31 protein-coding genes are annotated in these 23,278 nt (G+C 63.7%); 2 read left to right on the top strand and 29 right to left on the bottom strand.

The genetic code is table 11. The annotated features are described in order from the left end of the window. Positions 1-87 precede the first annotated feature (87 nt). The 27 genes from rplO to GRI99_RS06995 form a co-directional block, all read right to left on the bottom strand. Complete coding sequence (gene rplO / locus GRI99_RS07125; RefSeq protein ID WP_160771332.1) at positions 88-612, bottom strand: 50S ribosomal protein L15; 525 nt, start codon at positions 610-612, stop codon at positions 88-90. A 99-nt stretch (positions 613-711) separates the two neighbouring features. Next, positions 712-888, bottom strand: a complete 177-nt coding sequence (rpmD, locus tag GRI99_RS07120; RefSeq protein WP_160771331.1) for a 50S ribosomal protein L30 — start codon at positions 886-888, stop codon at positions 712-714. 6 nt (positions 889-894) lie between these two features. Further along, positions 895-1,638: a 30S ribosomal protein S5 gene (gene rpsE, locus GRI99_RS07115; RefSeq protein WP_160771330.1), complete on the bottom strand. Its 744-nt coding sequence runs from the start codon at positions 1,636-1,638 to the stop codon at positions 895-897. 2 nt (positions 1,639-1,640) lie between these two features. Beyond that, on the bottom strand, positions 1,641-1,985 hold the full coding sequence (gene rplR / locus GRI99_RS07110) for a 50S ribosomal protein L18 (protein WP_160771329.1): 345 nt from the start codon (positions 1,983-1,985) through the stop codon (positions 1,641-1,643). 1 nt (position 1,986) lies between these two features. Further along, positions 1,987-2,520: a 50S ribosomal protein L6 gene (rplF, locus tag GRI99_RS07105; protein ID WP_160771328.1), complete on the bottom strand. Its 534-nt coding sequence runs from the start codon at positions 2,518-2,520 to the stop codon at positions 1,987-1,989. Then, positions 2,520-2,915 carry a 30S ribosomal protein S8 gene (rpsH, locus tag GRI99_RS07100; protein WP_160771327.1) on the bottom strand — a complete coding sequence of 132 codons (396 nt, stop codon included), beginning with the start codon at positions 2,913-2,915 and terminating at the stop codon, positions 2,520-2,522. The genes rplF and rpsH overlap by 1 nt, the downstream gene beginning before the upstream one ends. An 11-nt stretch (positions 2,916-2,926) precedes the next feature. Beyond that, the gene (gene rpsN, locus GRI99_RS07095) at positions 2,927-3,232 is read right to left on the bottom strand and encodes a 30S ribosomal protein S14 (RefSeq protein WP_160771326.1); all 306 of its coding nucleotides are present in this window, start codon (positions 3,230-3,232) and stop codon (positions 2,927-2,929) included. Between the two features lie 25 nt (positions 3,233-3,257). Further along, positions 3,258-3,836 (bottom strand): 50S ribosomal protein L5, encoded by a 579-nt coding sequence (rplE, locus tag GRI99_RS07090; protein ID WP_160771325.1) that lies wholly within the window; start codon positions 3,834-3,836, stop codon positions 3,258-3,260. Next, a complete protein-coding gene (gene rplX, locus GRI99_RS07085; protein ID WP_160771324.1) occupies positions 3,829-4,149 on the bottom strand; it encodes a 50S ribosomal protein L24 in 321 nt (106 codons plus the stop codon). Before rplX ends, rplE begins: the two co-directional genes overlap by 8 nt. After that, the gene (gene rplN / locus GRI99_RS07080; RefSeq protein WP_120324291.1) at positions 4,149-4,517 is read right to left on the bottom strand and encodes a 50S ribosomal protein L14; all 369 of its coding nucleotides are present in this window, start codon (positions 4,515-4,517) and stop codon (positions 4,149-4,151) included. The genes rplX and rplN overlap by 1 nt, the downstream gene beginning before the upstream one ends. A gap of 91 nt (positions 4,518-4,608) precedes the next feature. Then, the gene (rpsQ, locus tag GRI99_RS07075; RefSeq protein ID WP_160771323.1) at positions 4,609-4,899 is read right to left on the bottom strand and encodes a 30S ribosomal protein S17; all 291 of its coding nucleotides are present in this window, start codon (positions 4,897-4,899) and stop codon (positions 4,609-4,611) included. An 11-nt stretch (positions 4,900-4,910) separates the two neighbouring features. Continuing rightward, a complete protein-coding gene (gene rpmC / locus GRI99_RS07070; RefSeq protein ID WP_160771322.1) occupies positions 4,911-5,126 on the bottom strand; it encodes a 50S ribosomal protein L29 in 216 nt (71 codons plus the stop codon). Next, the gene (rplP, locus tag GRI99_RS07065; RefSeq protein ID WP_160771321.1) at positions 5,123-5,557 is read right to left on the bottom strand and encodes a 50S ribosomal protein L16; all 435 of its coding nucleotides are present in this window, start codon (positions 5,555-5,557) and stop codon (positions 5,123-5,125) included. Before rplP ends, rpmC begins: the two co-directional genes overlap by 4 nt. Positions 5,558-5,572: 15 nt before the next feature. Continuing rightward, entirely contained in the window at positions 5,573-6,277 is a 705-nt protein-coding gene (gene rpsC, locus GRI99_RS07060; protein ID WP_160771320.1) for a 30S ribosomal protein S3, read from the bottom strand. Positions 6,278-6,279: 2 nt separating this feature from the next. Further along, complete coding sequence (rplV, locus tag GRI99_RS07055; protein WP_160771319.1) at positions 6,280-6,657, bottom strand: 50S ribosomal protein L22; 378 nt, start codon at positions 6,655-6,657, stop codon at positions 6,280-6,282. Then, positions 6,657-6,932 carry a 30S ribosomal protein S19 gene (gene rpsS, locus GRI99_RS07050; RefSeq protein ID WP_160771318.1) on the bottom strand — a complete coding sequence of 92 codons (276 nt, stop codon included), beginning with the start codon at positions 6,930-6,932 and terminating at the stop codon, positions 6,657-6,659. Before rpsS ends, rplV begins: the two co-directional genes overlap by 1 nt. A gap of 6 nt (positions 6,933-6,938) precedes the next feature. Beyond that, positions 6,939-7,775 carry a 50S ribosomal protein L2 gene (gene rplB, locus GRI99_RS07045; protein ID WP_160771317.1) on the bottom strand — a complete coding sequence of 279 codons (837 nt, stop codon included), beginning with the start codon at positions 7,773-7,775 and terminating at the stop codon, positions 6,939-6,941. A gap of 4 nt (positions 7,776-7,779) precedes the next feature. Further along, a complete protein-coding gene (locus GRI99_RS07040) occupies positions 7,780-8,088 on the bottom strand; it encodes a 50S ribosomal protein L23 (RefSeq protein WP_160771316.1) in 309 nt (102 codons plus the stop codon). Further along, complete coding sequence (rplD, locus tag GRI99_RS07035) at positions 8,081-8,704, bottom strand: 50S ribosomal protein L4 (RefSeq protein ID WP_160771315.1); 624 nt, start codon at positions 8,702-8,704, stop codon at positions 8,081-8,083. Before rplD ends, GRI99_RS07040 begins: the two co-directional genes overlap by 8 nt. A gap of 3 nt (positions 8,705-8,707) precedes the next feature. Continuing rightward, a complete protein-coding gene (gene rplC, locus GRI99_RS07030; RefSeq protein WP_160771314.1) occupies positions 8,708-9,508 on the bottom strand; it encodes a 50S ribosomal protein L3 in 801 nt (266 codons plus the stop codon). A gap of 254 nt (positions 9,509-9,762) precedes the next feature. Next, positions 9,763-10,074 (bottom strand): 30S ribosomal protein S10, encoded by a 312-nt coding sequence (gene rpsJ / locus GRI99_RS07025; RefSeq protein ID WP_017665146.1) that lies wholly within the window; start codon positions 10,072-10,074, stop codon positions 9,763-9,765. A gap of 292 nt (positions 10,075-10,366) precedes the next feature. Then, positions 10,367-11,542: an elongation factor Tu gene (tuf, locus tag GRI99_RS07020; protein WP_160771313.1), complete on the bottom strand. Its 1,176-nt coding sequence runs from the start codon at positions 11,540-11,542 to the stop codon at positions 10,367-10,369. A gap of 90 nt (positions 11,543-11,632) precedes the next feature. Continuing rightward, positions 11,633-13,705, bottom strand: a complete 2,073-nt coding sequence (fusA, locus tag GRI99_RS07015) for an elongation factor G (RefSeq protein WP_160771312.1) — start codon at positions 13,703-13,705, stop codon at positions 11,633-11,635. 115 nt (positions 13,706-13,820) lie between these two features. Further along, entirely contained in the window at positions 13,821-14,291 is a 471-nt protein-coding gene (gene rpsG / locus GRI99_RS07010) for a 30S ribosomal protein S7 (RefSeq protein WP_160771311.1), read from the bottom strand. 140 nt (positions 14,292-14,431) lie between these two features. Next, positions 14,432-14,803: a 30S ribosomal protein S12 gene (rpsL, locus tag GRI99_RS07005; protein ID WP_160771310.1), complete on the bottom strand. Its 372-nt coding sequence runs from the start codon at positions 14,801-14,803 to the stop codon at positions 14,432-14,434. A 320-nt stretch (positions 14,804-15,123) separates the two neighbouring features. Then, positions 15,124-17,130 carry an ATP-binding protein gene (locus GRI99_RS07000; protein WP_160771309.1) on the bottom strand — a complete coding sequence of 669 codons (2,007 nt, stop codon included), beginning with the start codon at positions 17,128-17,130 and terminating at the stop codon, positions 15,124-15,126. 229 nt (positions 17,131-17,359) lie between these two features. Beyond that, entirely contained in the window at positions 17,360-17,914 is a 555-nt protein-coding gene (locus GRI99_RS06995; RefSeq protein WP_160771308.1) for a helix-turn-helix domain-containing protein, read from the bottom strand. 242 nt (positions 17,915-18,156) lie between these two features. On the opposite strand from GRI99_RS06995, the gene GRI99_RS06990 reads away from it, so the two are divergent. After that, the gene (locus GRI99_RS06990; RefSeq protein WP_160771307.1) at positions 18,157-18,921 is read left to right on the top strand and encodes a hypothetical protein; all 765 of its coding nucleotides are present in this window, start codon (positions 18,157-18,159) and stop codon (positions 18,919-18,921) included. Between the two features lie 379 nt (positions 18,922-19,300). Next, on the top strand, positions 19,301-20,578 hold the full coding sequence (locus GRI99_RS06985) for a hypothetical protein (protein WP_160771306.1): 1,278 nt from the start codon (positions 19,301-19,303) through the stop codon (positions 20,576-20,578). A gap of 22 nt (positions 20,579-20,600) precedes the next feature. Here the strand turns inward: GRI99_RS06985 and GRI99_RS06980 are convergent, their stop codons facing one another. Together GRI99_RS06980 and GRI99_RS06975 are read right to left on the bottom strand one after the other, a co-directional pair. Next, positions 20,601-21,602 (bottom strand): hypothetical protein, encoded by a 1,002-nt coding sequence (locus GRI99_RS06980; protein WP_160771305.1) that lies wholly within the window; start codon positions 21,600-21,602, stop codon positions 20,601-20,603. Between the two features lie 187 nt (positions 21,603-21,789). Continuing rightward, entirely contained in the window at positions 21,790-23,097 is a 1,308-nt protein-coding gene (locus GRI99_RS06975) for a hypothetical protein (RefSeq protein WP_160771304.1), read from the bottom strand. Positions 23,098-23,278: the final 181 nt, after the last annotated feature.

Genomic DNA, 23,278 nt, shown 5'->3' with positions numbered 1-23,278 from the left:
GCCGCCTCAGCGGCCGTCACGGGGATGTAGGGTGCGCCGGGCCCTTTGTCGAACCCGGCGCGGGACAAATATGTCCGCCCTACCCGATTACTTCTTGGCCGCAGCCTTGTTGGCGTCGCGGCGGGCGAGCTTCTTCTCGTGCTCGCTGGGCTGCGGCGCGGGCAGTTCGACCGAACCACCAGCCTTCTCCACCGCCGCCTGGGCGCCCTTGGAGACCCCGGCCACGGCGAACTTCACCTTCGCGGTGAACTCACCCTTGCCCAGCAGCCGGACGCCATCCTTGCCGCCACGGGCCACACCGGCAGCCTGCAGCGCGGCGTGATCGATCACGGCCTTGGCATCGAGCTTGCCGGCATCGATCAGCTTCTGGACCATGCCCAGGTTGACCTCGGCATAGTCCTTGCCGAACGGGTTGTTGAAGCCGCGCTTCGGCAGGCGCATGTGCAGCGGCATCTGGCCGCCTTCGAAGCCCTTGATGGCCACGCCCGAACGGCTCTTCTGGCCCTTCTGGCCACGGCCGCTGGTCTTGCCCTTGCCGGAGCCGATGCCCCGGCCGACCCGGATACGGGTCTTGCGGGCGCCGGCGTTGTCGCGGATGTCGTTCAGTTTCATAGTGTGCACTCGCTTTCGCTATGTTCGCGCTGGAAATGGAAGGTGGCCCGGTACGCGCCCGGGCCACCTGATGTCAATGGAGCAACCGGCCCGGAGGGCTCAGTCGACGATCTTGACCATGTGCGGCAGCTTGGCGATCGCACCGCGCACCTCGGGGGTGTCCTGGCGTTCGACAATCTTGTTCATCTTGTTCAGCCCCAGGCCGATCAGGATTTCACGCTGCTTCGAAGGGCGGCGGATCGGGCTGCCGATCTGCTGGATCTTGATGGTAGCCATCGTGTCTTACTCCGCAATCGCTTCAGCGGCGGCCTCGGCCTCCGCTGCGCTCGCGCCGCCGCGACCCAGCAGGTCGGCGACCTTCTTGCCGCGACGCTGGGCAACCGACTTCGGCGAAGTCTGGGTGGCCAGCGCGTCGAAGGTGGCGCGGATCATGTTGTAGGGGTTGCTGGTGCCGATCGACTTGGTGACCACGTCGGCCACGCCCAGGCTCTCGAACACGGCGCGCATCGGACCGCCGGCGATGATGCCGGTACCCGGAGGCGCCGAGCGAACATTCACCAGGCCGGCACCGAAGTGGCCCTTGCCATCGTGATGCAGCGTGCGGCCTTCCTTCAGCGGCACGCGGATCATCTTCTTCTTGGCAGCAGCGGTAGCCTTGTTGATGGCTTCCGGCACTTCGCGAGCCTTGCCGTGGCCGAAGCCCACGCGGCCCTTGCCGTCACCCACCACGACCAGCGCGGCGAAACCGAAGCGCTTGCCGCCCTTCACGGTCTTGGAGACGCGGTTGATGTGGACGAGCTTTTCGATCAGCTCCTCGCCACCATCCTCGTCGCCACGACCACGGCGGTCATCGCGGCCACGGCCACGGCCACCACGATCGCCGCGTTCACCGCCACGATCGTTGCCGCCACGGCCACGGCCACCACGACCACGGCCTTCGCGCTGCTCGCCACCTTCGGCGGGAGCGGCGACGGCTTCAGCGTTCTCGACCACGGGGGTCTCGGCGTTGTTGTTCTCGTCAGCCATAATCAGAACTCCAGCCCGCCTTCGCGGGCGGCATCGGCCAGCGCCTTGACGCGGCCATGGAACAGGAACCCGCCGCGATCGAACACAACGGTGGTCACGCCGGCCTTCTTGGCGGCGGCGGCGATGTCCTTGCCAACCTGGGCAGCGGCATCGACGTTCGCGCCGCTGGACTTGGCGCCCAGGGTGCTGGCAGCGGCCACGGTGCGGCCCGCCTTGTCGTCGATGATCTGCGCATAGATGTGGCGACCGGTGCGGTGCACCGACAGGCGCGGCTTGCCACCGGCACGGGCGCGCAGCGCAGTACGCACGCGGCGGCGACGGCGTTCAAAGAGAGAAAGCTTGGCCATCTTACTTCTTCTTCCCTTCCTTGCGGAAGATAAACTCGCCGCGATAACGGACACCCTTGCCCTTGTAGGGCTCGGGCTTGCGCCATTCACGGATCTCGGCAGCGAACTGCCCGACCTTCTGCTTGTCGATCCCGGAGATCTCGATCGTGGTCTGGTCCGGGGTCTTCACCTCCAGGCCTTCCGGCACCGGCAGGTCGACATCGTGGCTGAAGCCGAGCTGCAGCTTGATGGACTTGCCCTGCGCGGCGGCACGGTAGCCGACGCCGGTGATGTCGAGCGTCTTGGTGAAGCCCTGGGTCACGCCTTCAACCAGGTTGGACACCAGCGTACGCTGCATGCCCCAATGGCTGCGGGCGGCCTTGCCGTCGTTGGCCGGCTTCACCGAGATGGTGCCGTCCTCGATGCTGTAGGTCACCAGGTCCGACAGGCCCATGGTCAGGGTGCCCTTGGGCCCCTTCACGCTGAGCGCGCCGTTGTTGATCTCTGCGGTCACGCCACCGGGGATGGCGACCGGCTTCTTGCCGATGCGGCTCATCAGAACACCTCCGCCAGCACTTCGCCGCCGACGTTCTGCTGACGGGCTTCCGCGTCGGAAAGCACGCCCTTCGGCGTCGAGACGATGGTGATGCCCAGGCCGTTGCGCACCACCGGCAGCTCCTTGGAGCCCGAGTAGACGCGGCGGCCCGGCTTCGAAACGCGGGCGACGTACTTGATCGCCGGCTCGCCTTCGAAATACTTCAGTTCGATGCGCAGCGCCTTGTGCGGGCCCGAGTTGTCCTCGGTGTAGCCACGGATGTAGCCTTCACGCTGGAGCACTTCGAGCACGTTGGCGCGCAGGTTGCTGGCCGGCGTGAGGACAGAGTCCTTCTTCGCCTGCTGGCCGTTGCGGATGCGGGTGAGCATATCACCCAGGGGATCGGTCATAGCCATCTGTCAGATCCTCACCAGCTCGACTTCGTGACACCGGGGATCATGCCATGGTTGGCGAGATCGCGGAGCTCGATGCGGCACAGGCCGAACTTGCGGTAGTAGCCGCGCGGGCGGCCGGTGGTGGCGCAGCGGTTACGCACGCGCGTGGGATTGCCGTTACGCGGAATCTCGGCCAGCTTCAGGCGGGCGATCAGCCGCTCGTTGTCATCGAGCGCCTCGTTATCGGCAATCGCCTTCAGCTTGGCATACTTGCCAGCGTACTTCTTCACGAGCTTCTTGCGCCGCTCGTTCTTGTTGATGGAACTCAGTTTCGCCATTGGACTTAAGCTCTCCTAGGGCCGCTTACGCGGCTGCTTTCTCGGCGGCTTCTTCAGCCGGGAACGGGAAACCGAAGAGGCGCAGCAGCTCGCGCGCTTCCTCGTCGGTCTTTGCGGTGGTGGTCACGATGATATCCATCCCGCGCACCTTCTCGATCTTGTCGTAGCTGATCTCCGGGAAGATGATCTGCTCCTTGATGCCCATGGCATAGTTGCCATTGCCATCGAAGCTCTTCGGATTCAGGCCACGGAAGTCGCGGATGCGGGGCATGGCGATCGTCACCAGGCGGTCGAGGAATTCGTACATCCGGTCACGGCGCAGGTTGACCTTGCACCCGATCGGCATGCCATCACGCAGCTTGAACTGCGCGATCGACTTCTTCGCCTTGGTGATGACCGGCTTCTGGCCGGCAATCAGTTCCATTTCCTCGGCGGCGGTCTGGACCTTCTTCTTGTCCTGGCTCGCCTCGCCCACGCCCATGTTGAGCGTGATCTTTTCCAGCTTGGGAACCTCCATGTGGTTCTTGTAGCCGAACTTCTCGGTCATCGCCTTGACGATCTTCTCGTTGTAGATCGTCTTCATGCGCGGCGTATAATCAGCCATCGATAGTCTCCCCGGACTTGACGGCAACGCGCACCTTCTTGCCGTCCTTGGTTTCGAACCGGACGCGGGTGGGCTTGCCATCCTTGGGATCGACAACGGCGACCTTGGCGATCGCCATCGGAGCGGGGGCACGATCGATGCCACCCTGCGGATTGGCCTGGCTGGGCTTGCGGTGGCGGGCAGCCACGTTCACGCCTTCAACCACGACCTTGCCTTCCTTGGGCAGGACCTGCGACACGGTGCCCGTGCGGCCCTTGTCCTTGCCCGAAAGCACGACGACCTTGTCGCCCTTCTTGATCTTCGCGGCAGCCATCACAGCACCTCCGGAGCGAGCGAGATGATCTTCATGAAGCCCTTGGAGCGCAGCTCGCGCACCACCGGGCCGAAGATACGGGTGCCGATCGGCTCCTCGTTCTTGTTGACGAGTACGGCGGCGTTGCTGTCGAAGCGGATCACCGAACCGTCGGGACGGCGCACGTCCTTGCGGGTGCGGACGATCACGGCGCGGTGCACGTCGCCCTTCTTCACGCGGGCGCGCGGCTGGGCTTCCTTCACGGAAACCACGATCACGTCCCCGACCGAAGCGGTCCGGCGCTTAGAGCCACCCAGCACCTTGATGCACTGGACGCGCTTGGCGCCGCTGTTGTCCGCGACGTCGAGATTGGATTGCATCTGGATCATTGATCCGTCTTCCTTCTCATTGGCTTGCCGGAACGCGTCCGGCAGTTCCTAAAACGTCCCCCCGCGAAACCAGGCCCGCGGGGCTCACTACTCAGTTGCCGGCTTCGGCCACGTCCAGATCCGCCTCGATCGCCACGCCCTTGCTGGCCACGACCCGATCCAGCACGCGCCAGGTCTTGGTCTTGGAAATCGGACGGGTTTCCTCGATGCGGACGGTGTCGCCCACGGTGTACTCGTTCGCTTCGTCGTGCGCGTGATACTTCTTCGAACGGCGGATGATCTTCCCGTACAGCGGGTGCTTCACCTTACGTTCGACCTTCACGGTCACGGTCTTGTCGGTCTTGTCGGAGGTGACGGTCCCGATCAGGATACGCTTGGGCATAGTCTAGCTCCTCAAGCCTTGGCCGCTGCCTGGGTGCGTTGACCCTGGAGCGTCTTGATGCGGGCAATCTGGCGGCGGACCTCACGCACCCGGGCCGGACGCTCGAGCTGGTTGGTCGCAGCCTGGAACCGCAGGTTGTACTGTTCGCGCTTGAGCTCGGTCAGAGCCTCCACGAGCTGGTCGTCGGTCTTCTGCTGAAGATCTTCGTAAATCTTCTGGGCCATCATTCGCCTCCCAGGTGCGAGGTGTCGCCCAGACGGGCCACGACCTTGGTCTTGATCGGCAGCTTCATCGCTGCACGGCTGAAGGCTTCGGCGGCCAACGGGCCGGGAACGCCATCGAGCTCGAACAGGATGCGGCCGGGCTTCACGCGGGCGGCCCAGTATTCGATCGAGCCCTTGCCCTTGCCCTGGCGGACTTCGGCCGGCTTCTTCGACACCGGCAGGTCCGGGAACACGCGGATCCACAGGCGGCCCTGACGGCGGATGTGGCGGGTGATCGCACGGCGGGCCGCTTCGATCTGGCGCGCGGTCAGCCTTTCGGGTTCCATAGCCTTCAGGCCGTAGGAGCCGAAATTCAGCGCCGAGCCACCCTTGGCATCGCCCTTGATCCGGCCCTTGAAGGCCTTGCGGAACTTGGTCTTTTTCGGTTGCAGCATGGTCTATACTCTACCTTAGCGCCGATCGTTGACCGGACGGACGCCCGAAGTCTGGGCCTCCATCATCAGCCGGTCCTGCGCCATCGGGTCATGGCCGAGGATCTCGCCCTTGAAGACCCAGCACTTGATGCCGATGATGCCATAGGCGGTCAGCGCCTCGGCCTCGGCATAGTCCACGTTGGCGCGCAGGGTGTGCAGCGGCACGCGGCCTTCGCGGTACTGTTCGACACGGGCGATTTCGGCGCCGCCCAGACGGCCCGAGCACATGATCTTGATGCCTTCGGCACCCAGACGCATGGCGGACTGCATGGCGCGCTTCATCGCACGGCGGAAGGCCACGCGGCGGATCAGCTGGTCGGCGATGCCCTGGGCAACGAGCTTGGCATCGATTTCCGGCTTGCGGATCTCGACGATGTTCAGCTTCACCTCGCTGGCGGTCAGCTTGGCGATCTGGCCGCGCAGCTTCTCGATGTCGGCGCCCTTCTTGCCGATGATCACGCCCGGACGGGCGGCGAAGATCGACACGCGGCACAGCTTGGCGGGACGTTCGATCACCACCTTCGAGATGGCGGCCTGCGGCAGGCTTTCCATCACGAACTTGCGGATCTTGAGGTCTTCCTCGAGCAGCTTGGCGTAGTCGGCGCCTTCGGCGTACCAGCGGCTGTCCCAGGTGCGGTTGATCTGCAGGCGCAGGCCGATCGGATTGGACTTATGACCCATGATCAGGCCTCCTCGACTTCGCGGACGACGATACGCAGCCGGCTGAACGGCTTGAGGATGCGCGTGGACTTGCCACGGCCCCGCGTCGCGAAACGCTTCATGGTGACGGACTTGCCAACGCTGGCTTCGGCCACCACGAGGGCGTCCACATCCAGATTGTGGTTGTTTTCCGCGTTGGCGATGGCCGAGGCCAGCACCTTCTTGGCATCGACCGCCATCGCCCGCTTGGAGAAGGACAGGATGTTCAACGCATCCTCGGCCTTCTTGCCACGGATCAGGGCGGCTACCAGGTTCAGCTTCTGGGCCGAACCACGGATGGTGGTGCCAACGGCCAGCGCCTCGTTATCGGCGACGCGGCGGGGAGCTTTCTGCTTGCTCATCAGCGCTTACCCTTCTTGTCGGCGGCGTGGCCGGGGAAGCTGCGCGTGGGCGCGAACTCGCCAAGCTTGTGGCCGACCATCTCTTCCGAGACGGATACCGGAATGAACTTCTGGCCGTTGTAGACGTTGAACGTCAGGCCGACGAAATCGGGAAGCACGGTGGAGCGGCGCGACCAGGTCTTGATCGGCTTGCTGCTGGTAGCTTCCTGGGCTTCCTGCGCCTTCTTCAGCAGGTGAAGATCGACGAACGGACCCTTCCAGACGGAACGTGCCATCGCTGCTTACCTCTTCTTCTTGGCGTGACGCGAACGGATGATCATCTTGTCCGTCTGCTTGTTGTGGCGAGTACGGGCGCCCTTGGTCGGCTTGCCCCACGGGGTCACGGGGTGACGGCCACCGCTGGTGCGGCCTTCACCACCACCGTGCGGGTGGTCGACCGGGTTCTTGGCGACGCCACGGCTGAGCGGGCGCTTGCCCATCCAGCGACCGCGACCGGCCTTGCCCAGGTTCTGGTTCTGGTTGTCGGGGTTCGACACGGCGCCCACGGTGCCCATGCAGTCGGCGCGCAGGTAACGCTGCTCGCCGCTGTTCAGGCGCACGATCACCAGGCCGCGGTCACGACCGACCAGCTGCACATAGGTGCCGGCCGAACGGGCGATCTGGCCGCCCTTGCCCGGCTTCATCTCCACGTTGTGGCAGATGGTGCCCACCGGCATCTGGCCCAGCAGCATCGCGTTGCCGACCTTGGTGTCGACGCGCTCACCGGCCACCACCTGGTCACCCACCGACAGGCGGTTGGGGGCGATGATGTAGCTCAGCTCGCCATCGGCGTACTTCAGCAGGGCGATGAAGGCCGTGCGGTTGGGATCGTACTCGATCCGCTCCACGGTGGCCGGCACGTCCCACTTGCGACGCTTGAAGTCGATGAACCGGTACTTCTGCTTGTGACCGCCACCAATGCCGCGCGAAGTCACGTGGCCCTTGTTGTTGCGGCCGCCGGTGCGGCTCTTGCCTTCGGTCAGCGCCTTGACGGGCTTGCCCTTGTAGAGCTGCGACTTGTCGACGAGGACCAGGCCACGACGGGCCGGGCTGGTCGGGTTATAGTTCTTCAGTGCCATCGGATCAGCTCACGCCTTCGGTGATGTCGATCATCTGGCCTTCAGCCAGCGTCACCACCGCCTTCTTCACATCGGAGCGCGTGTAGGGCTTGCCCTTCCAGCGCTTGCTCTTGCCCTTTTGGGTCAGCGTGTTCACGCCGACGACCTTGACGTCGTACAGCGCTTCGATCGCTTCCTTGATCTGGGGCTTGGTGGCGTCGTTGGCCACCTTGAACACCACCGCGTTGTTCTCCGAGAGAAGCGTAGCCTTCTCGGTGATGTGCGGGGCCACGATCACGTCATAGTGACGCGCGTCGATCTGCTTCTTAGCCATTGAACCGGGCCTCCAGCTTTTCGACCGCAGCCTTGGTCAGGACCAGCGTGTCGTGCTTCAGGATGTCGTAGACGTTGGCACCCACGGCCGGCAGCACGTTGACTCCCGGCAGGTTGCCGACGGCGCGCTTGAAGCCGGCGTCCACGGCGTCACCGTCGATCACCAGCACCTTGCCGGTCCAGCCATTCTTGCCGAAGGTAGCAGCCATGGCCTTGGTCTTGGCGTCCTTCAGCTCGAGGCTGTCGACGATCACCAGGCCGTTCTGGGCCTTGCTCGACAGGGCCATCTTCAGGCCGAGCGCGCGCAGCTTCTTGTTCAGCGACTGGCCGAAGTCACGCTTGCGCGCGCCGTGGGCCTTACCACCACCGATGAAGATGGGGGCGCTGCGATCACCGTGACGGGCGGTACCGCCACCCTTCTGGCGGCCGAACTTCTTGCCGGTGCGGGCAACGTCGGCACGCTCACGCGTGGGACGGGCAGTGCCGCGACGGTTCTCGAGCTGCCAGGTGACGATGCGGTGCAGGATGTCTGCCCGCGGCTCGATGCCGAACACGTCGTCGCTCAGCTCGATGTCGCCCGACGCCTTGCCGTCGATCTTCTGGACCTTCACCTTCACGGATCAGCCCTCCTTGTTCTCGTCGGTGGCGACATCGGTCGCCTCGACAGCGGTGGTTTCTTCCACGGCGACGCCAGCATCGGCCTGGTCGGCCAGCTTGGGTTCGTCAGCCTGCGGGGCGGCGTTCTTGCTCAGCACGGCGCCGGGGAACGGCAGGCCTTCGGGAGCGGCGACCTTCACGGAGTCACGGACCAGCAGCCAGCCATTCTTCGAGCCGGGCACCGAGCCCTTGACGAAGATCAGGCCGCGGTCGGCATCCGTGCGAACCACTTCCAGGTTCTGCTGGGTGCGCTGGCGATCGCCCATGTGGCCGGCCATCTTCTTGTTCTTGAAGACCTTGCCCGGATCCTGGCGATTACCGGTCGAACCGTGCGAACGGTGGCTGACCGACACGCCGTGGGTGGCGCGCAGACCACCGAAGCCCCAGCGCTTCATGGCGCCGGCAAAGCCCTTGCCCTGCGTGTGACCGGTGATGTCGACAAGCTGGCCGGCAATGAAGTGCTCGGCGCTGATGGTCGAGCCCACCGGCAGCAGCGCATCTTCGCTGTCCACGCGGAATTCGGCGACCTTCTGCTTCAGGCCCACTTCGGCCTTGGCAAAAGCTTCGCGCTGCGGCTTGTTGACGTTCTTCTGCTTGGCATCGCCAGCACCGACCTGCACCGAGAGATAACCGTCACGCTCGACGGTCCGGTGGGCAGTAACCTGGCAGCCTTCAAGCGCCAGAACGGTGACGGGCACGTGCCGGCCATCCTCCTGGAACAGGCGGGTCATCCCGACTTTCTTGGCGATCACGCCAGTGCGCATCGTCCATACTCCTCAACAGAGGCACAAGGGGACCATCCCCAGGTGCATGCTCAGCCCTATGTGTGATGCGAGCCCCGTCCGGGCTGAAGCGCCCTTCCCCTTTTTGGGAGGAAGGACTGAGACGGGGGACGCAAGCCCGGAAGAATTCCTCCGGTGGTATCCCTTGTGTCCCGGTGAATTTGCACCGGGCTCTGTCTTCACGGTCCCTTTCCGGAACCGGTTTGCCCCGGCGTTCAGGCCGGGGCGGTACTGGCTCAGGCCAGCTTGATTTCCACGTTCACGCCGGCAGCCAAGTCCAGCTTCATCAGCGCGTCCACGGTCTGGGCGTTGGGCTGCACGATGTCGAGCAGCCGCTTGTAGGTGCGCACCTCGAACTGCTCGCGCGACTTCTTGTCGACGTGCGGACCGCGGTTCACGGTGAACTTCTCGATGCGCGTCGGCAGCGGAATGGGGCCACGAATAAGCGCACCGGTCCGGCGAGCCGTATCAGCGATTTCGCCAGTTGCCTGGTCGAGAACGCGATGGTCGAACGCCTTGAGACGAATGCGGATATTCTGTGCTTCCATGTCCACTTACCGATGCGAAAGAGCCAAGAGACGGTTGCCCGCCCCAAAAAACAAAGGCCCGCCCCGCTGCTGTCCGGTTTCCCGGGAACGGGCGGCCTTCACTGAATTTCGTTTCGAACGGGACGAATCTCGTTCGGAGCCGCGCCTATACGGGTGACCCGGCAGTCTGACAACCCCGAAAGTAGCGGAAAACCGCGAGTCCCGAATTTGCCCCACACGTAAAGGAAAAGGCCCGGCTCTCCGAAGAGAACCGGGCCCGAATCCTTGTCAGCCGAAGCTGGCGGCAGTCACCTTACTTGGTGATGCTGGCCACCACGCCCGAACCCACGGTGCGGCCGCCTTCGCGGATAGCGAAGCGCAGGCCTTCGTCCATGGCGATCGGAGCGATCAGCTTCACGCCGATGGTCACGTTGTCGCCCGGCATCACCATCTCGGTGCCTTCCGGCAGGATCACTTCGCCGGTCACGTCGGTGGTGCGGAAGTAGAACTGCGGACGGTAGTTGGCGAAGAACGGCGTGTGACGGCCACCCTCGTCCTTCGACAGCACGTAGACCTCGGCCGAGAACTCGGTGTGCGGCTTCACCGAACCCGGCTTGCACAGCACCTGGCCACGCTCCACGGCTTCGCGGGCGATACCGCGCAGCAGGGCACCGACGTTGTCGCCGGCTTCACCGCGATCGAGCAGCTTGCGGAACATTTCCACGCCGGTCACGGTCGACTTCTGGGTGTCCTTGATGCCGACGATCTCGACTTCGTCACCCACGTTCACGACGCCGGTTTCGATACGGCCGGTCACCACGGTGCCGCGACCCGAGATCGAGAACACGTCTTCGATCGGCATCAGGAAGGGCTTGTCAACCGGTCGGTCGGGCTGCGGGATGTAGCTGTCGACGGCATCCATCAGGGCCTTGATCGAGCTTTCGCCGATCTCGGGGTTGCGGCCTTCCAGAGCAGCAAGGGCCGAGCCCTTGATGATCGGAATGTCGTCGCCCGGGAAGTCGTACGAGCTCAGCAGCTCGCGCACTTCCAGTTCCACCAGCTCGAGGATTTCCTCGTCGTCAACCTGGTCGACCTTGTTCATGTAGACCACGAGGGCGGGCACGCCGACCTGGCGGGCCAGCAGGATGTGCTCGCGGGTCTGCGGCATCGGGCCGTCAGCAGCGTTCACCACCAGGATCGCGCCGTCCATCTGGGCGGCACCGGTGATCATGTTCTTCACGTAGTCGGCGTGGCCCGGGCAGTCGACGTGCGCGTAGTGGCGGGCGTCGGTCTCGTATTCCACGTGGGCGGTCGAGATGGTGATGCCGCGCTCGCGCTCTTCCGGAGCCTTGTCGATGTTGGCGAAATCCACCGGGGCGCCCTGCACCTTGGTGATCGCCGCGGTCAGCGTGGTCTTGCCGTGGTCGACGTGACCGATGGTGCCGATGTTGCAGTGCGGCTTGTTCCGCTCGAATTTTGCCTTAGCCATTTTCCAATAACCTTCTTGTTCAAATCTGATTGCTTAACGATCAGGCGGGCGCGCTGAATCAGGCGCCCGCCCCTAGACGTTGGCCGTGCCTTACGCAAGCTTCTCCTTGACCTCGGCCGCCACATTCGCGGGGACCTCGTCATAGTGTGAGAACTGCATCGAGTACTGCGCGCGGCCCTGGGTGAACGAGCGCAGTTCGTTGACGTAGCCGAACATGTTGGCCAGCGGTACATTGGCCTCGACCACCTGGGCGTTGCCGCGGCTGTCGGTGCCCTGGATCATGCCACGACGGGAGTTCAGGTCGCCGATCACGTCGCCCATGTACTCTTCCGGGGTCACCACCTCGACCTTCATGATCGGCTCAAGCAGCTTGATGCCGGCCTTCTCGGCCACTTCACGCATGGCGCCGCGGCCGCAGATCTCGAACGCGATCGCGCTGGAGTCCACGTCGTGGTAGGCGCCGTCCGTCAGGCGGATGGTGAAGTCGATGATCGGGAAGCCGATCAGGTGACCGCTTTCGGCCTGCTCGCGCATGCCCTTCTCGATGGCGGGGATGTATTCCTTCGGAATGTTGCCGCCCTTCACCTCGTCGGAGAACAGGATGCCCTGGCCGCGTTCGCCGGGTTCCACCGTCACCTTGGCGCGGCCGAACTGGCCCGAGCCGCCCGACTGCTTCTTGTGGGTGTAGTCCACGTCCACCTTGCGGGCGAGCGATTCACGGTAAGCCACCTGCGGCGCGCCGACGTTGGCTTCCACCTTGAATTCGCGACGCATGCGGTCGACCAGGATGTCGAGGTGCAGTTCGCCCATGCCCTTGATGATGGTCTGGCCGCTCTCGTGGTCGGTCGACACGCGGAAGCTGGGATCCTCGGCAGCCAGGCGCGACAGGGCGATGCCCATCTTTTCCTGGTCGGCCTTGGTCTTCGGCTCCACGCTCAGTTCGATCACGGGCTCGGGGAACTCCATCCGCTCCAGCACGATCGGCTTCAGCGGATCGCACAGGGTATCACCGGTGGTGGTCTCCTTGAGGCCGGCTAGCGCCACGATGTCGCCGGCGAAGGCTTCTTCGATGTCCTCGCGGTTGTTGGAGTGCATCAGCAGCATGCGGCCGATCTTCTCGCGCTTGTCCTTCACCGAGTTCAGGTAGCTGCCCTTGGTCAGCTTGCCGGAATAGATGCGGGTGAAGGTCAGCGAGCCCACGAACGGGTCGTTCATGATCTTGAAGGCCAGCGCGGCAAACGGCGCGTCGTCGCTCGACGGACGGCTGTCTTCCTCGTCACTGTCCGGCTTCACGCCCTTGATGGCGGGAACGTCCAACGGGCTCGGCAAATAGTCGACCACGGCGTCGAGCAGGGGCTGCACGCCCTTGTTCTTGAACGCCGAACCGCAGCAGACGGGCACGAAGCTCTGGTTCAGCGTGCCCTTGCGGATCAGCGCCTTCAGGGTCGCCACGTCCGGCTCGTTGCCTTCCAGGTAGGCTTCCATGGCGGCATCGTCCTGCTCCACGGCCAGCTCGATCAGCTTTTCGCGGTAGTCGGCGGCTTCGGCAGCCAGATCGGCCGGGATCTCTTCGTAGAAGAACTCTGCGCCCAGGCTTTCGTCCTTCCAGATGATCGCGCGGTTCTCGACCAGGTCGACCAGGCCCTTCAGATCGGATTCAAGGCCGATCGGAATGTACAGCACGGCCGGCTTGGCGCCGAGGCGGTCGATGATCGACTGCACGCAGTACTTGAAGTTGGCACCCGTGCGGTCGAGCTTGTTGATGAAGCACATCCGGGGAACACCGTACTTGTCGGCCTGGCGCCATACGGTTTCGGACTGGGGCTCCACGCCCGCGACCCCGTCGAAGCAGGCGACGGCGCCGTCGAGCACGCGCAGCGAGCGTTCCACCTCGATGGTGAAGTCCACGTGGCCGGGGGTGTCGATGATGTTGATGCGGTGGTCGTTCCAGAAGCAGGTGGTGGCCGCCGAGGTGATCGTGATCCCGCGTTCCTGTTCCTGTTCCATCCAGTCCATCGTGGCCGCGCCATCGTGCACTTCACCGATCTTGTAGGACTTGCCGGTGTAGAACAGGATGCGTTCGGTCGTGGTGGTCTTGCCGGCATCGATGTGCGCCATGATGCCGATATTGCGATAGCGCTCCAGCGGATACTCGCGGGCCATGTGGTGTTCCTTGGGTTGTCAGGGGACGAGCAATGTCTCGCCGCCCATATAGTATGAAATGTGACCACTTGAAGACCGGAACCCCGATGGCCCCGGCCTCCAGATGGCCAGGCCCTTACCAGCGGTAGTGCGAGAAGGCGCGGTTCGCGTCCGCCATGCGGTGCGTGTCCTCGCGCTTCTTCACGGCGGTGCCGCGGTTGTTGGCGGCATCCATCAGCTCGCCCGAGAGACGGGCGGCCATGGTGGTTTCCGCACGGCCGCGAGCGGCGGTGATCAGCCAGCGGATGGCCAGCGCCTGGGCGCGTTCCGGACGCACTTCCACCGGCACCTGGTAGGTGGCACCACCCACGCGGCGGCTGCGGACTTCCACCTGCGGCTTGATGTTGTCGAGCGCGGCGTGGAACACCTCGATCGGGTTGGTCTTGGCCCGGCTCTCCACGGTTTCCATGGCGCCATAGACGATCTTCTCGGCCACGGCCTTCTTCCCGTCCAGCATGAGGTTGTTCATGAACTTGGACAGCACGATGTCCCCGTACTGGGGATCAGGCAGGATTTCCCGCTTTTCGGGACGACGACGACGAGACATTTCTTAACTCCTTCGGAGTGCGGTCGGCCCATCCGGGCCACCCTTGCGGCTCCGGCCCACTCCCCCTCCCGGCCACCCAGATGCTACCTTCGCAAAGGTGGCCGGGAGGGGGAGCGGTCCTGCGCCGCAGCGTTGAAACCTTACTTCGGACGCTTGGCGCCGTACTTCGAGCGGCTCTGGCGGCGATCCTTCACGCCCTGCGTGTCGAGCACGCCGCGCAGCACGTGGTAGCGCACGCCGGGAAGGTCGCGCACACGGCCGCCGCGGATCAGCACAACGCTGTGCTCCTGCAGGTTGTGGCCCTCGCCCGGGATATAGGCGATCACTTCGCGCTTGTTGGTCAGGCGGATCTTGGCCACCTTGCGCAGAGCGGAGTTCGGCTTCTTCGGGGTGGTGGTGTACACGCGGGTGCAGACGCCGCGCTTCTGCGGGTTCTGCTCCAAGGCCGGCACCTTGCTCTTCACCTTTACGGGATTGCGCGGCTTGCGGACCAACTGGTTGATCGTGGGCATTAGGGTTTTTCACCTTCGTTCAAAAGGTGCCCGCCTGGCCAGGGATGGAGTGATTGAGGACCGTTCCAGAAAACCGCTCGCCCTGAGCCTGTCGAAGGGCAGAAGCCCCTCAGGCCAGCGAAGGTCCTGACACGAGCCTGAAACGCTCCACCCGATGGCCGATAAAGGCACCGGGTTACTTTGACGGCTGCCATTCCGTTAGGGGAGTGACGACACCGGCAATGTTCAGCTCTATTGGCCCGGGATCAGGCAAGCCCTCACCCGGAAGAGCGCGCCCTTAGCGGGGTGCGGGGGTGGGGTCAAGGGTTGGGGAGCACCTATTAGTCTACGATCCTTATCTTGTCCTTTTCGGCAAGCCTACGAGCAAGCCTCATCTTCGCCCGACTTGACGGGCTGGTAAGCCCCAACCTTCTGAAAAGCGGCAAATTCCGAATCTCCGCATCCCGAAGCATCTTTCGGAAAGAAACAACTCGGATCGCCGCGTTATGCTCCTTTGACCACCCATAATACCCTTCACCGTCTGGTGTTGGGCTTTGAGCTAAGGAACGCTCCAACTTCTTTCTTACAGCAGAAGTCAATTCACATACTATAATACATTCAAATCTAGTTTGCTTACCTATATCCGCAATAACTTCACCATCAAAGCCCCGTGCTTTCGAATCTCTCAATTTTTCGATATAATTTAGGACCTGATCAACAGGATCAGATGTTGCTCGCTCATCGCCAGGCCGTTTAAATTCGAGGATCGTAATGGTGCCTTGTCGCCCCTCCTCACAGAACCCAAGGGGATTGAAGAAAATTCCGTCAGGTTCCTTCTTGCCATCCTTGGCGTCGGTGAAGGCTCCGATTGGTTTATCAGATGCAAAGAACCCATAATGCGCCAGGGCATCATCAATGATCCACAAGTTGTGGTCGGCCATGTCGCCACTCTTAAACATTTTGCCCATCGGCAAAATCAAGTCGTGAATGGCCTGCTCTTTCGCGTAGGTTCCGACCTCAGCATCCTCGAACTTGAGTAACATGTTTGCAATCTCAAGAACCTGATGCCTTTTGACGACTAACTCAGCAAGGCGGTGTTTTTCCTGATTTTCCGCCTCTGCCAAAATCTGCTCAGCCCTTTCTCGCGCCTCTTCAGTAAGATTATCCAAATCACAAAGTTTTTGGAATTCCCTTCTGACCTCCTCTTCGTCTCGAACTAAAAGGACAAAAAGATTCTGGGCAATTTTCTCCCGATCCATGTCAGGTGAAATTTGACGAACATACTCGTCCAAGTCAGCCACCTGAGTTGCCAATTGAGGATGCTCAAACAGTATTTCTCTAACAGTATTTTTTTGCTTTTCACGGACAACCGCAAGGTGATCCTCCAGAAAGCTCTCGGCAGATTTAAGGACCGCCGTTTCGAGCAGCTTTCTCGCTTCTGTAGGCATTCGAAAGCTCAGTCGCTCCTGATCGACCCTTTCGTCAAGGTAGGAGCCAGTTACCACCAAAGAGTAAGCCTTGTCGCCATCAAGCGATCCAAGATCGAACTTGGCCGCAAGCGAAATCGGGTCTCCGACCAATCTTCCGTGTCCGGTCAACATGTAGGAGTTTTTGACGCCCGGCGGCATTGTGCCTGAAACGAATAAGTGATGAAAATCAAAACCGTAAGACACGCCACCTATTTCGATACTCACTTTCTGCGACGTAACATTTCCGACCCGGGCTGCAATAAAATCGTTCAATGACTCTTCTTCGTCGCCATGCTCTATGGTGATTTTAGGCAACCGCCCTGTAATGAATTGCGGAAAAAAATGTAAACAGAGGTCTTTGAGATACGAGCTAACTCGAATCTGTCCTTTCTGCTCGGTACGCAATCCAGACAACTCGACAGTCGTCTCATAGTCCTCGCCAGAAGCGCTAGTTACGCGCTTGTAAGCAATCGAATTAGGTTTTTCCGGCATGAACCGAAAGCGGACTCTTTCTTTAGCGCGACCATTCTTAGTTACACTATCCACGCGGATTTTATTGAATGTTTTTATCCAAATAAATCGCCCAACACCTTTGCCGCCCCGGACATATTTATGCCTACTATCGCTAGTCTCAAAGGACTCAAGATTTTCTTCGTTGAACCCGATACCATTGTCTGTGATGCTTATCTTGTCGACATCTCCATCATTATCGGTGGCGATGGACACGTGTATCCAGCCTTTTTTTGCGGCCTCAGAACCAAATCGATCTTCTATCGAATGAAGCGAGTTACTCACAGCTTCATATATTGAATAAAGGATCGCTGTCTTGCCATCGGGGAGGCGCATGTTTTGAATGCGTCCTACAATATCAAACTTCATTCTGACCTCAAATCCGCTGCAGTTTGTGTATCTTAGTGTCTACACGAAATTCCTCTTTCCTACACCCCCACCCCCATGCTCTGCCGAGTCGCATGACCCAGCCGAGCACCCGCGCCACTCCTCGCCAGGCCACCAGCTAAAGCCCCGCGCGCAACGGGCCGAAGCCCTCGCCCGATGATCCGCTGTTGCAGCATGCGCTCCGCCGCGCCCAGGCCGGGCTACCGGCGGTTCAGCACTGTTCGAGATAGCGCCCCACGGCCAGCACGCCCGTATCGGTCAGGCTGACCAGCATCACGCGCCCATCCATCTCCGACGGTCTGCGGGCGACGTAGCCCTTGTCCTCAAGCAGCGTGATATAGCGCAGCGCCGTGGTGCCGGGCACGCGCGAGGCGATGCACAGGCTGGTGGTGGAGACGCTGGCCCCGCCGGCAAACTGCATGAACAGGTCAAGCAGCATATCCCACGCGGGTTCGCCAAGCAGGTCCCCATCGATGTAATCGCGGCGGCGGCCGCGCTGCTCGGTGATCAGGCGCGCCTTCATCGCCAGTTGCATCGCATTGCGCTCGATCCTGGCCAGCGCCGAGGGCCAGCGGAAAATGGACTGCACGTTGGACCCGTCCCATCCCTGGTCCAGCGAATCCGCCAGCCGCAGCAGCGTGGCGGCCAGGCTGCGTATGTCCTGCGGCTTCCAGTCCGTCGCCAGGCGATTGATGATGTCTTGCCGTGCAGCGCCTGCCGTCATCCCCGTCCGCCCCCGTGATTGCGCCGCCGGGCTAGTAGCCATTGGCGTATCATGGATGGACGATACGTTTGCCTGTGTCAAATTTGGCGCAGGACTTCTCCTATAAAAGTCGCTGTTTTTACGGGATAAATTTGTATCAAAGTGTGATCCATGTATTTTTCCTATGATTGTGCGACGAACGGTTCCGAAGCGGTTGCCAATTTCTCATCCAGTGGGTCGCGCTAGCGTATTCAGGCTACAAAAGCCCTTTCCTGCACACCCCCACCCATGCTCTGCCGAGTCGCATGACCCAGCCGAGCACCCGCGCCACTCCTCGCCAGGCCACCAGCTACATGACCGTGCGCGACGGGCCCGCGCCATCGCCCGATGATCCGCTGTTGCAGTTTGCGCCCGTTCCCCATGTGGCCCCGCGGCGCAATTCGATCACGCCCGATCGCCAGCGCGCCTTCATCGCCCACCTGGCCGCCACCGGCATCGTTTCCGAAGCCGCGCGCGAGATCGGGGCGAGCATGGAGGCGCTTTACAAGCTGCGCCACAAGGCGGGGGCCGAGGAGTTCAGTGCCGCGTGGGAGGCCGCCGTGGATCGCGGGATCGAGCGGCTGGAGGACGGGGCGCTGGCCCGCGCCATCCGGGGGGAGGAGCGGATGGTCGTCTCCGGCGGCCAGGTGCTGGGCACCGAGATCCGCTACAACGATGCGCTGGTGATGTTCTTCCTGAAGAACCGTCGCGCGGGCCGCTATGGCGCCGCCGAGGTGAAGGCGGGCCACCCCCTCTATGAACGCATCAGGGCCGAGGTGCTGGCCGACCGGTACGAGGATGGCGAGCGCGAACTCTACGAGTTCATGGTGGCGCTGCGCGGGCGCAGGGCCAAGGCGCAGGCCCATGCCGACCAGATCCGCGAGCGCTACCTGGCCGAGGGCCACGCGCCCGACTATGCCGATTTCCTGACCGAGCGCGAGCTCGCCAAGCGGGCGATTGACAGCGAGAGCTATCCCGATCCGGCGCAGGGCCTGCCGCCGCTTGAGGGGGACAGCGGAGCGGGGGGCTGAGTGGTACCCTGACCCGCCCCACCCCGCCGCGACTGCACCCACCCCCACCCGCTGTGCCTGCGGCACACCTTCGGTTCCCCGCAAGCGGGAGGGGAGCGAGACTTGTCCGAACGCAGTGAGGCTAGTCGCAGCGGGGTGGGCTTAGCCAAGGTTCGATGCAGGCTCCACCGGACCTGCAAGGTCCGCAAGTGCGAACGCACGCCCGCAGCGGAGGCCGCCAGGCCGGGAGCGAGGATAGCCTAGCGGGCGGATGCCCGCGCCGGCGCCTGAGGCCAATTACAATTCATTACAGACATTATCAACTTGGCCACTGGCGCGTGTCCGAAAATGCTCCTAGTTTCGCGGACAAAATCCGCTTTCGGGAAATGGGAGACCCCTGATGTTCCGCACGTTCGCCTCTGCCGTGGCGCTGGCCGCCATGGCCCTTGCCACCCCCCTCGCCTCCAGCACCGCTTTCGCCCAGCCGCGCCCTGCCAACCTGGAGGAGCTGCCGCCCGTCCCTACCGATTTCACGCCGGACCGGCTGCCGTGGGGTGACTGGGACTTTACCGGCACCTGGCCGATCGAGCGGCTGAACGAGGGACGCATCCTGTTCCAGCGCCCGGCCCACTATGGCAACCGCTTCTGGGTGACCGACGAGGAGTTCCAGCGCCGCCTTGATGCCGCGCGGGGCAACGATGGCAACTTCACCCAGGCGAACGAGAACGGCGTGGGCGCTTCGGGCACCGAGGGGCTGGCCGAATGGTTCGAGACGCACGATTTCGGCAAGCGCACCTCGATGCTCGTCTCGCCCGCCGACGGCCAGTTGCCGCCGCTGACCCCGCAGGCGATGGAACTGTTCCGCGCCGGCCGCAGCGGTTGGGTGCCCGGCCAGGCCTATAACTGGGTGAGCGACTTCGACAGCTGGGACCGCTGCGTATCCCGCGGCTTCCCCGCCAGCATGTACCCGTTCCGCTACAACAACGGCATCCGCGTGTTCCAGAGCCCCGGCTACATGACCATCGTGCTGGAGATGCTGGGCACCCGCGTGGTCAAGATCTATCCTTCCGCCGAGGAAGCCCGCGCCGCCAAGTGGGCCGAGCCGGTGGAAGCCTGGATGGGCAACAGCCGCGGCTGGTGGGAAGGCAAGACGCTGGTGATCGAGACGACCAACATCGTTTCCGGTGACAGCGCCACGCAGGATACCTTCCGCCGCGCCGCCAGCCCGCTGAACATGGCCACCCAGTTCACCGGCACCCTCACCGTCCCCGCCTTCAACACCGTGCCGATGAGCACCGAGGCGATGACCGTGGAGCGCCTGACGATGACCGGGCCGGACACCATCGTCCACGAGCTGACCTATTCCGACCCGCAGGTCTATACCCAGCCGTGGACCACCCGGATCGAGTGGACGCGGGACGATGACTACCAGTTCTTCGAATACGCCTGCCACGAGGGCAACTACATGCCGCGTGACTACATCAGCGCCAGCCGCGCCCAGCAGGAGCGCGTGCGCCGGGGCGAGGAAGCGCCGGTGACCGCCGAGAACGACGACCGCAGCCGCTTTGCCCAGCCGTTCGACTGGGATCCCGGCACCGGCCCGCGCCCCGGCCCGGGCGGCGCCAGCGCGCCGATCCCCACGCCGCGCCCCACGCCGACGGCCAGCAGCGGGAGCTGAGACGTGCGGGGGATGACGGAGCCTAGCGCCCCGTCATCCCGCCCACCAGGCGGTCCAGCCCCTGCGTCATGATGTCGTTCACCCCGTCCTTCCAGCGGGCGGGATCGGCGGTCATGGCCATCTTGCGGCTGGAATTGGTGCCCACCCCGCCCAGCAGGCCGATCACGTTGGCTACCCCCTGGCCGATGCGGTCGGCGGTGGTGTTGGTGTTCTCGTAGGTGCCGAAGTCCCCGGCGGAGGCGACCGCCTCGCGCAGGGACACCTCGCCCACGCGGCCGTTGGCATAGACCGACAGCAGGCTCCTCTCCGGCAGCAGGGCCAGCGCCGCATCGGTGCTGACGGACGAGGTGTTGCGGAAGGCCCCGCCATAGGTCTCGGCCTCGGCAAAGCTCACCACCAGCAGCGTGGACACCACCGGAATGCCCGTGCTGCGCGCCCAGGCCGCCGCGCCCTGGTTGGCGTTGACCGAGTGCATCGTGCCGTTGAACCCCGCGCCCGATACCCAGCCCATCCATTCCTGCATGATCACCGGCGTGCCGAGGGCAGTGGGCGCGAACAGCCGCGCCTTGCTGCTTTCGTTGCGGCTTTCCACCACGTCGCGCTCCACCCCCTGCTCCAGCGGGCGATAACGGCTGGGCAGCGAGGCGATCAGCCCGGCGCGATCCGCCAGCGTAACGCCGCTGGCCGCCAGCCGCGCCTGGAACACGGCCCAGGCGGCATCGGTGGCGGCCTGGAAATCGGCATCGCCCACCCCCACCAGTTCCGAGCGCACGGTTGAGCGCCCGCCGAAGCCGCCGCCCAGCAGGCCGCCCCCGGCGCGGGCCGAGGCGCGGCTTTCGGTCATGAAGGCGACGGTGAAGGCGAACGGCGTCACCTGCGTCATCCCCGCCATCAGCTCGGGCCGCTCGATCTCCACCGGCCCTTCGTTGCGCCCGCGGCGCTGGGCCAGCGCGGGGGCTGGCAGGCTGGTAACGGCAGCAGCGGCCACGGCCCCCGCAATCAGGTCACGGCGCGACAGTGTCATGGCAATCCCCTTCCCCAAGTCAGGGCCGGGACAATGCCCCGGCTGCCATGACGCTAGGAAAACGGGCGCGCCGCCACCAATGACAAGCCTTGTCAGATCAATGACCTGTGCGGTCACGAAAAGCGGGGCGCAGCCCTGAAGCCGCGCCCCGCGTCACTTTCCGGCGGGATATTCGCCAGCCGGGCCGTTACTCGGCGGCGTTCTCCACCGCCTCGGCGGCGTCCTCCACCGCCTCGGCCGCAGCCTCGATCGCGTATTCATCCCAGGAAGGGGCCACCACTTCCTGCAGGCCCGGCACGGCCTCGATCGAGAAGCCCCCGGCCTCGCCGATGCTGGTGGCACGCAGGCGCAGGCGTTCCAGCCAGTCGCCATCGGCGGCAATGGCCGAAAGGTCGATGGGGATGCGGGCGTTCAGCTCGCCGCCGCTGTCATCGTCGCTCTTCATCGTGGCGAAGCCCAGCGGGGTTTCGAAACCCAGTTCCAGCATCGGGTCAACGCCGCCGGGGAAATCCGGGTCTTCCGACAGCGGCTTGGTAAGGTTGAAGGTCACCTCGCCCTGCCCGCCACGGATCGCGGCGATCAGGTCCGGCGACAGCGAGTAGATGGCGGCTGGCGGCTGCTCATCCCCCTCCAGTTCGCCATAGGCGGCCTGCACGAATCCCGCCAGCGGCGCGCCGAAGGCCAATTGCGTCTCGCCGTCCACGTGAGTCTCCCGCGGAGCAGCCACGCGCAGGGTGAACTCGCCCGCGGTATCGCCATAGGGGCTGGCTTCCAGCGTGTAGATGCCATCCTCCGGCAGGGTATAGCGGATAAGGCTGTTGAGATTGCTGCCGTTGTCGTCGTTCTCGCTCAGCAGCTCACCGTCGATCCCCTCGCCCTTGTAGAGCTTCAGGTACGGGTCGAAGGCGCTCTCGGTCACCTCCTCGTCAGACTGCTGCGCGGCCACGAGAGCCACTTCCAGCACCTGCCCGGCCCGCCCTTCAATGGTGAACAACTGGGTGCCCCCCACGCTCAGCCTGCCCGTGGTATCGCTGCCGGTGGTCACGCGGCGCGTGACGGGCCGCACCCAGGCCCGCGGGCGCAGTTCCAGGGTGAAGGCCCCGGCGGTCTCGTTTTCCTCCAGAAAGCCGAACGGGCTGACGGTGATTTCCACCTGCTGCCCGCGTTCGGACAGGATATTGGCGCGCGCGGCCAGGTTGCCGCCGCTGTCATCATCCTCGGCCAGCACCTCGCCGGTGCGCACGTCGGTGATGGTCAGCGTGGGATCGAGCGACGAGCCTTCCGCCGGGATCACGTCCACCTGCAGGCGGGTGCGTGCGGGGATGGTATAGCGATACTTCAGCGGCGTGGTGGTCACCTCGCCCTCGAAGATCAGCACGTCACTGGTGGCGCGGTCAAGGTTGCGGGCCTCCTGCGCGGTGGCCACGGCGGGCACAAGTGCGGATACGATGGCAGCCCCGGCCAGCAACGCGGCCTTGCCAAGCGGCAAATTCATGGATGTTCCCCTTCATCAAGCGGCCCAGCGGGCTCGTCCCCAGTGGCACCACATTGCTGGTATCAGGTCAAAGCTTAATGCTGGCTGCCAGCCGATTATCGCGGGCCGTCAGGTGGGTGACAATTGCTGTTAGGGAGAGGGGAGAAATGATCCCGAGGGGGGCGCCGGACTGATCGACCGC

The organism is Alteraurantiacibacter buctensis, from assembly GCF_009827655.1.
In the GTDB taxonomy this organism is placed as follows: domain Bacteria; phylum Pseudomonadota; class Alphaproteobacteria; order Sphingomonadales; family Sphingomonadaceae; genus Alteraurantiacibacter; species Alteraurantiacibacter buctensis.
Note: the sequence above shows the minus strand (reverse complement) of the source record. Positions and strands in the feature narration are given on the sequence as shown.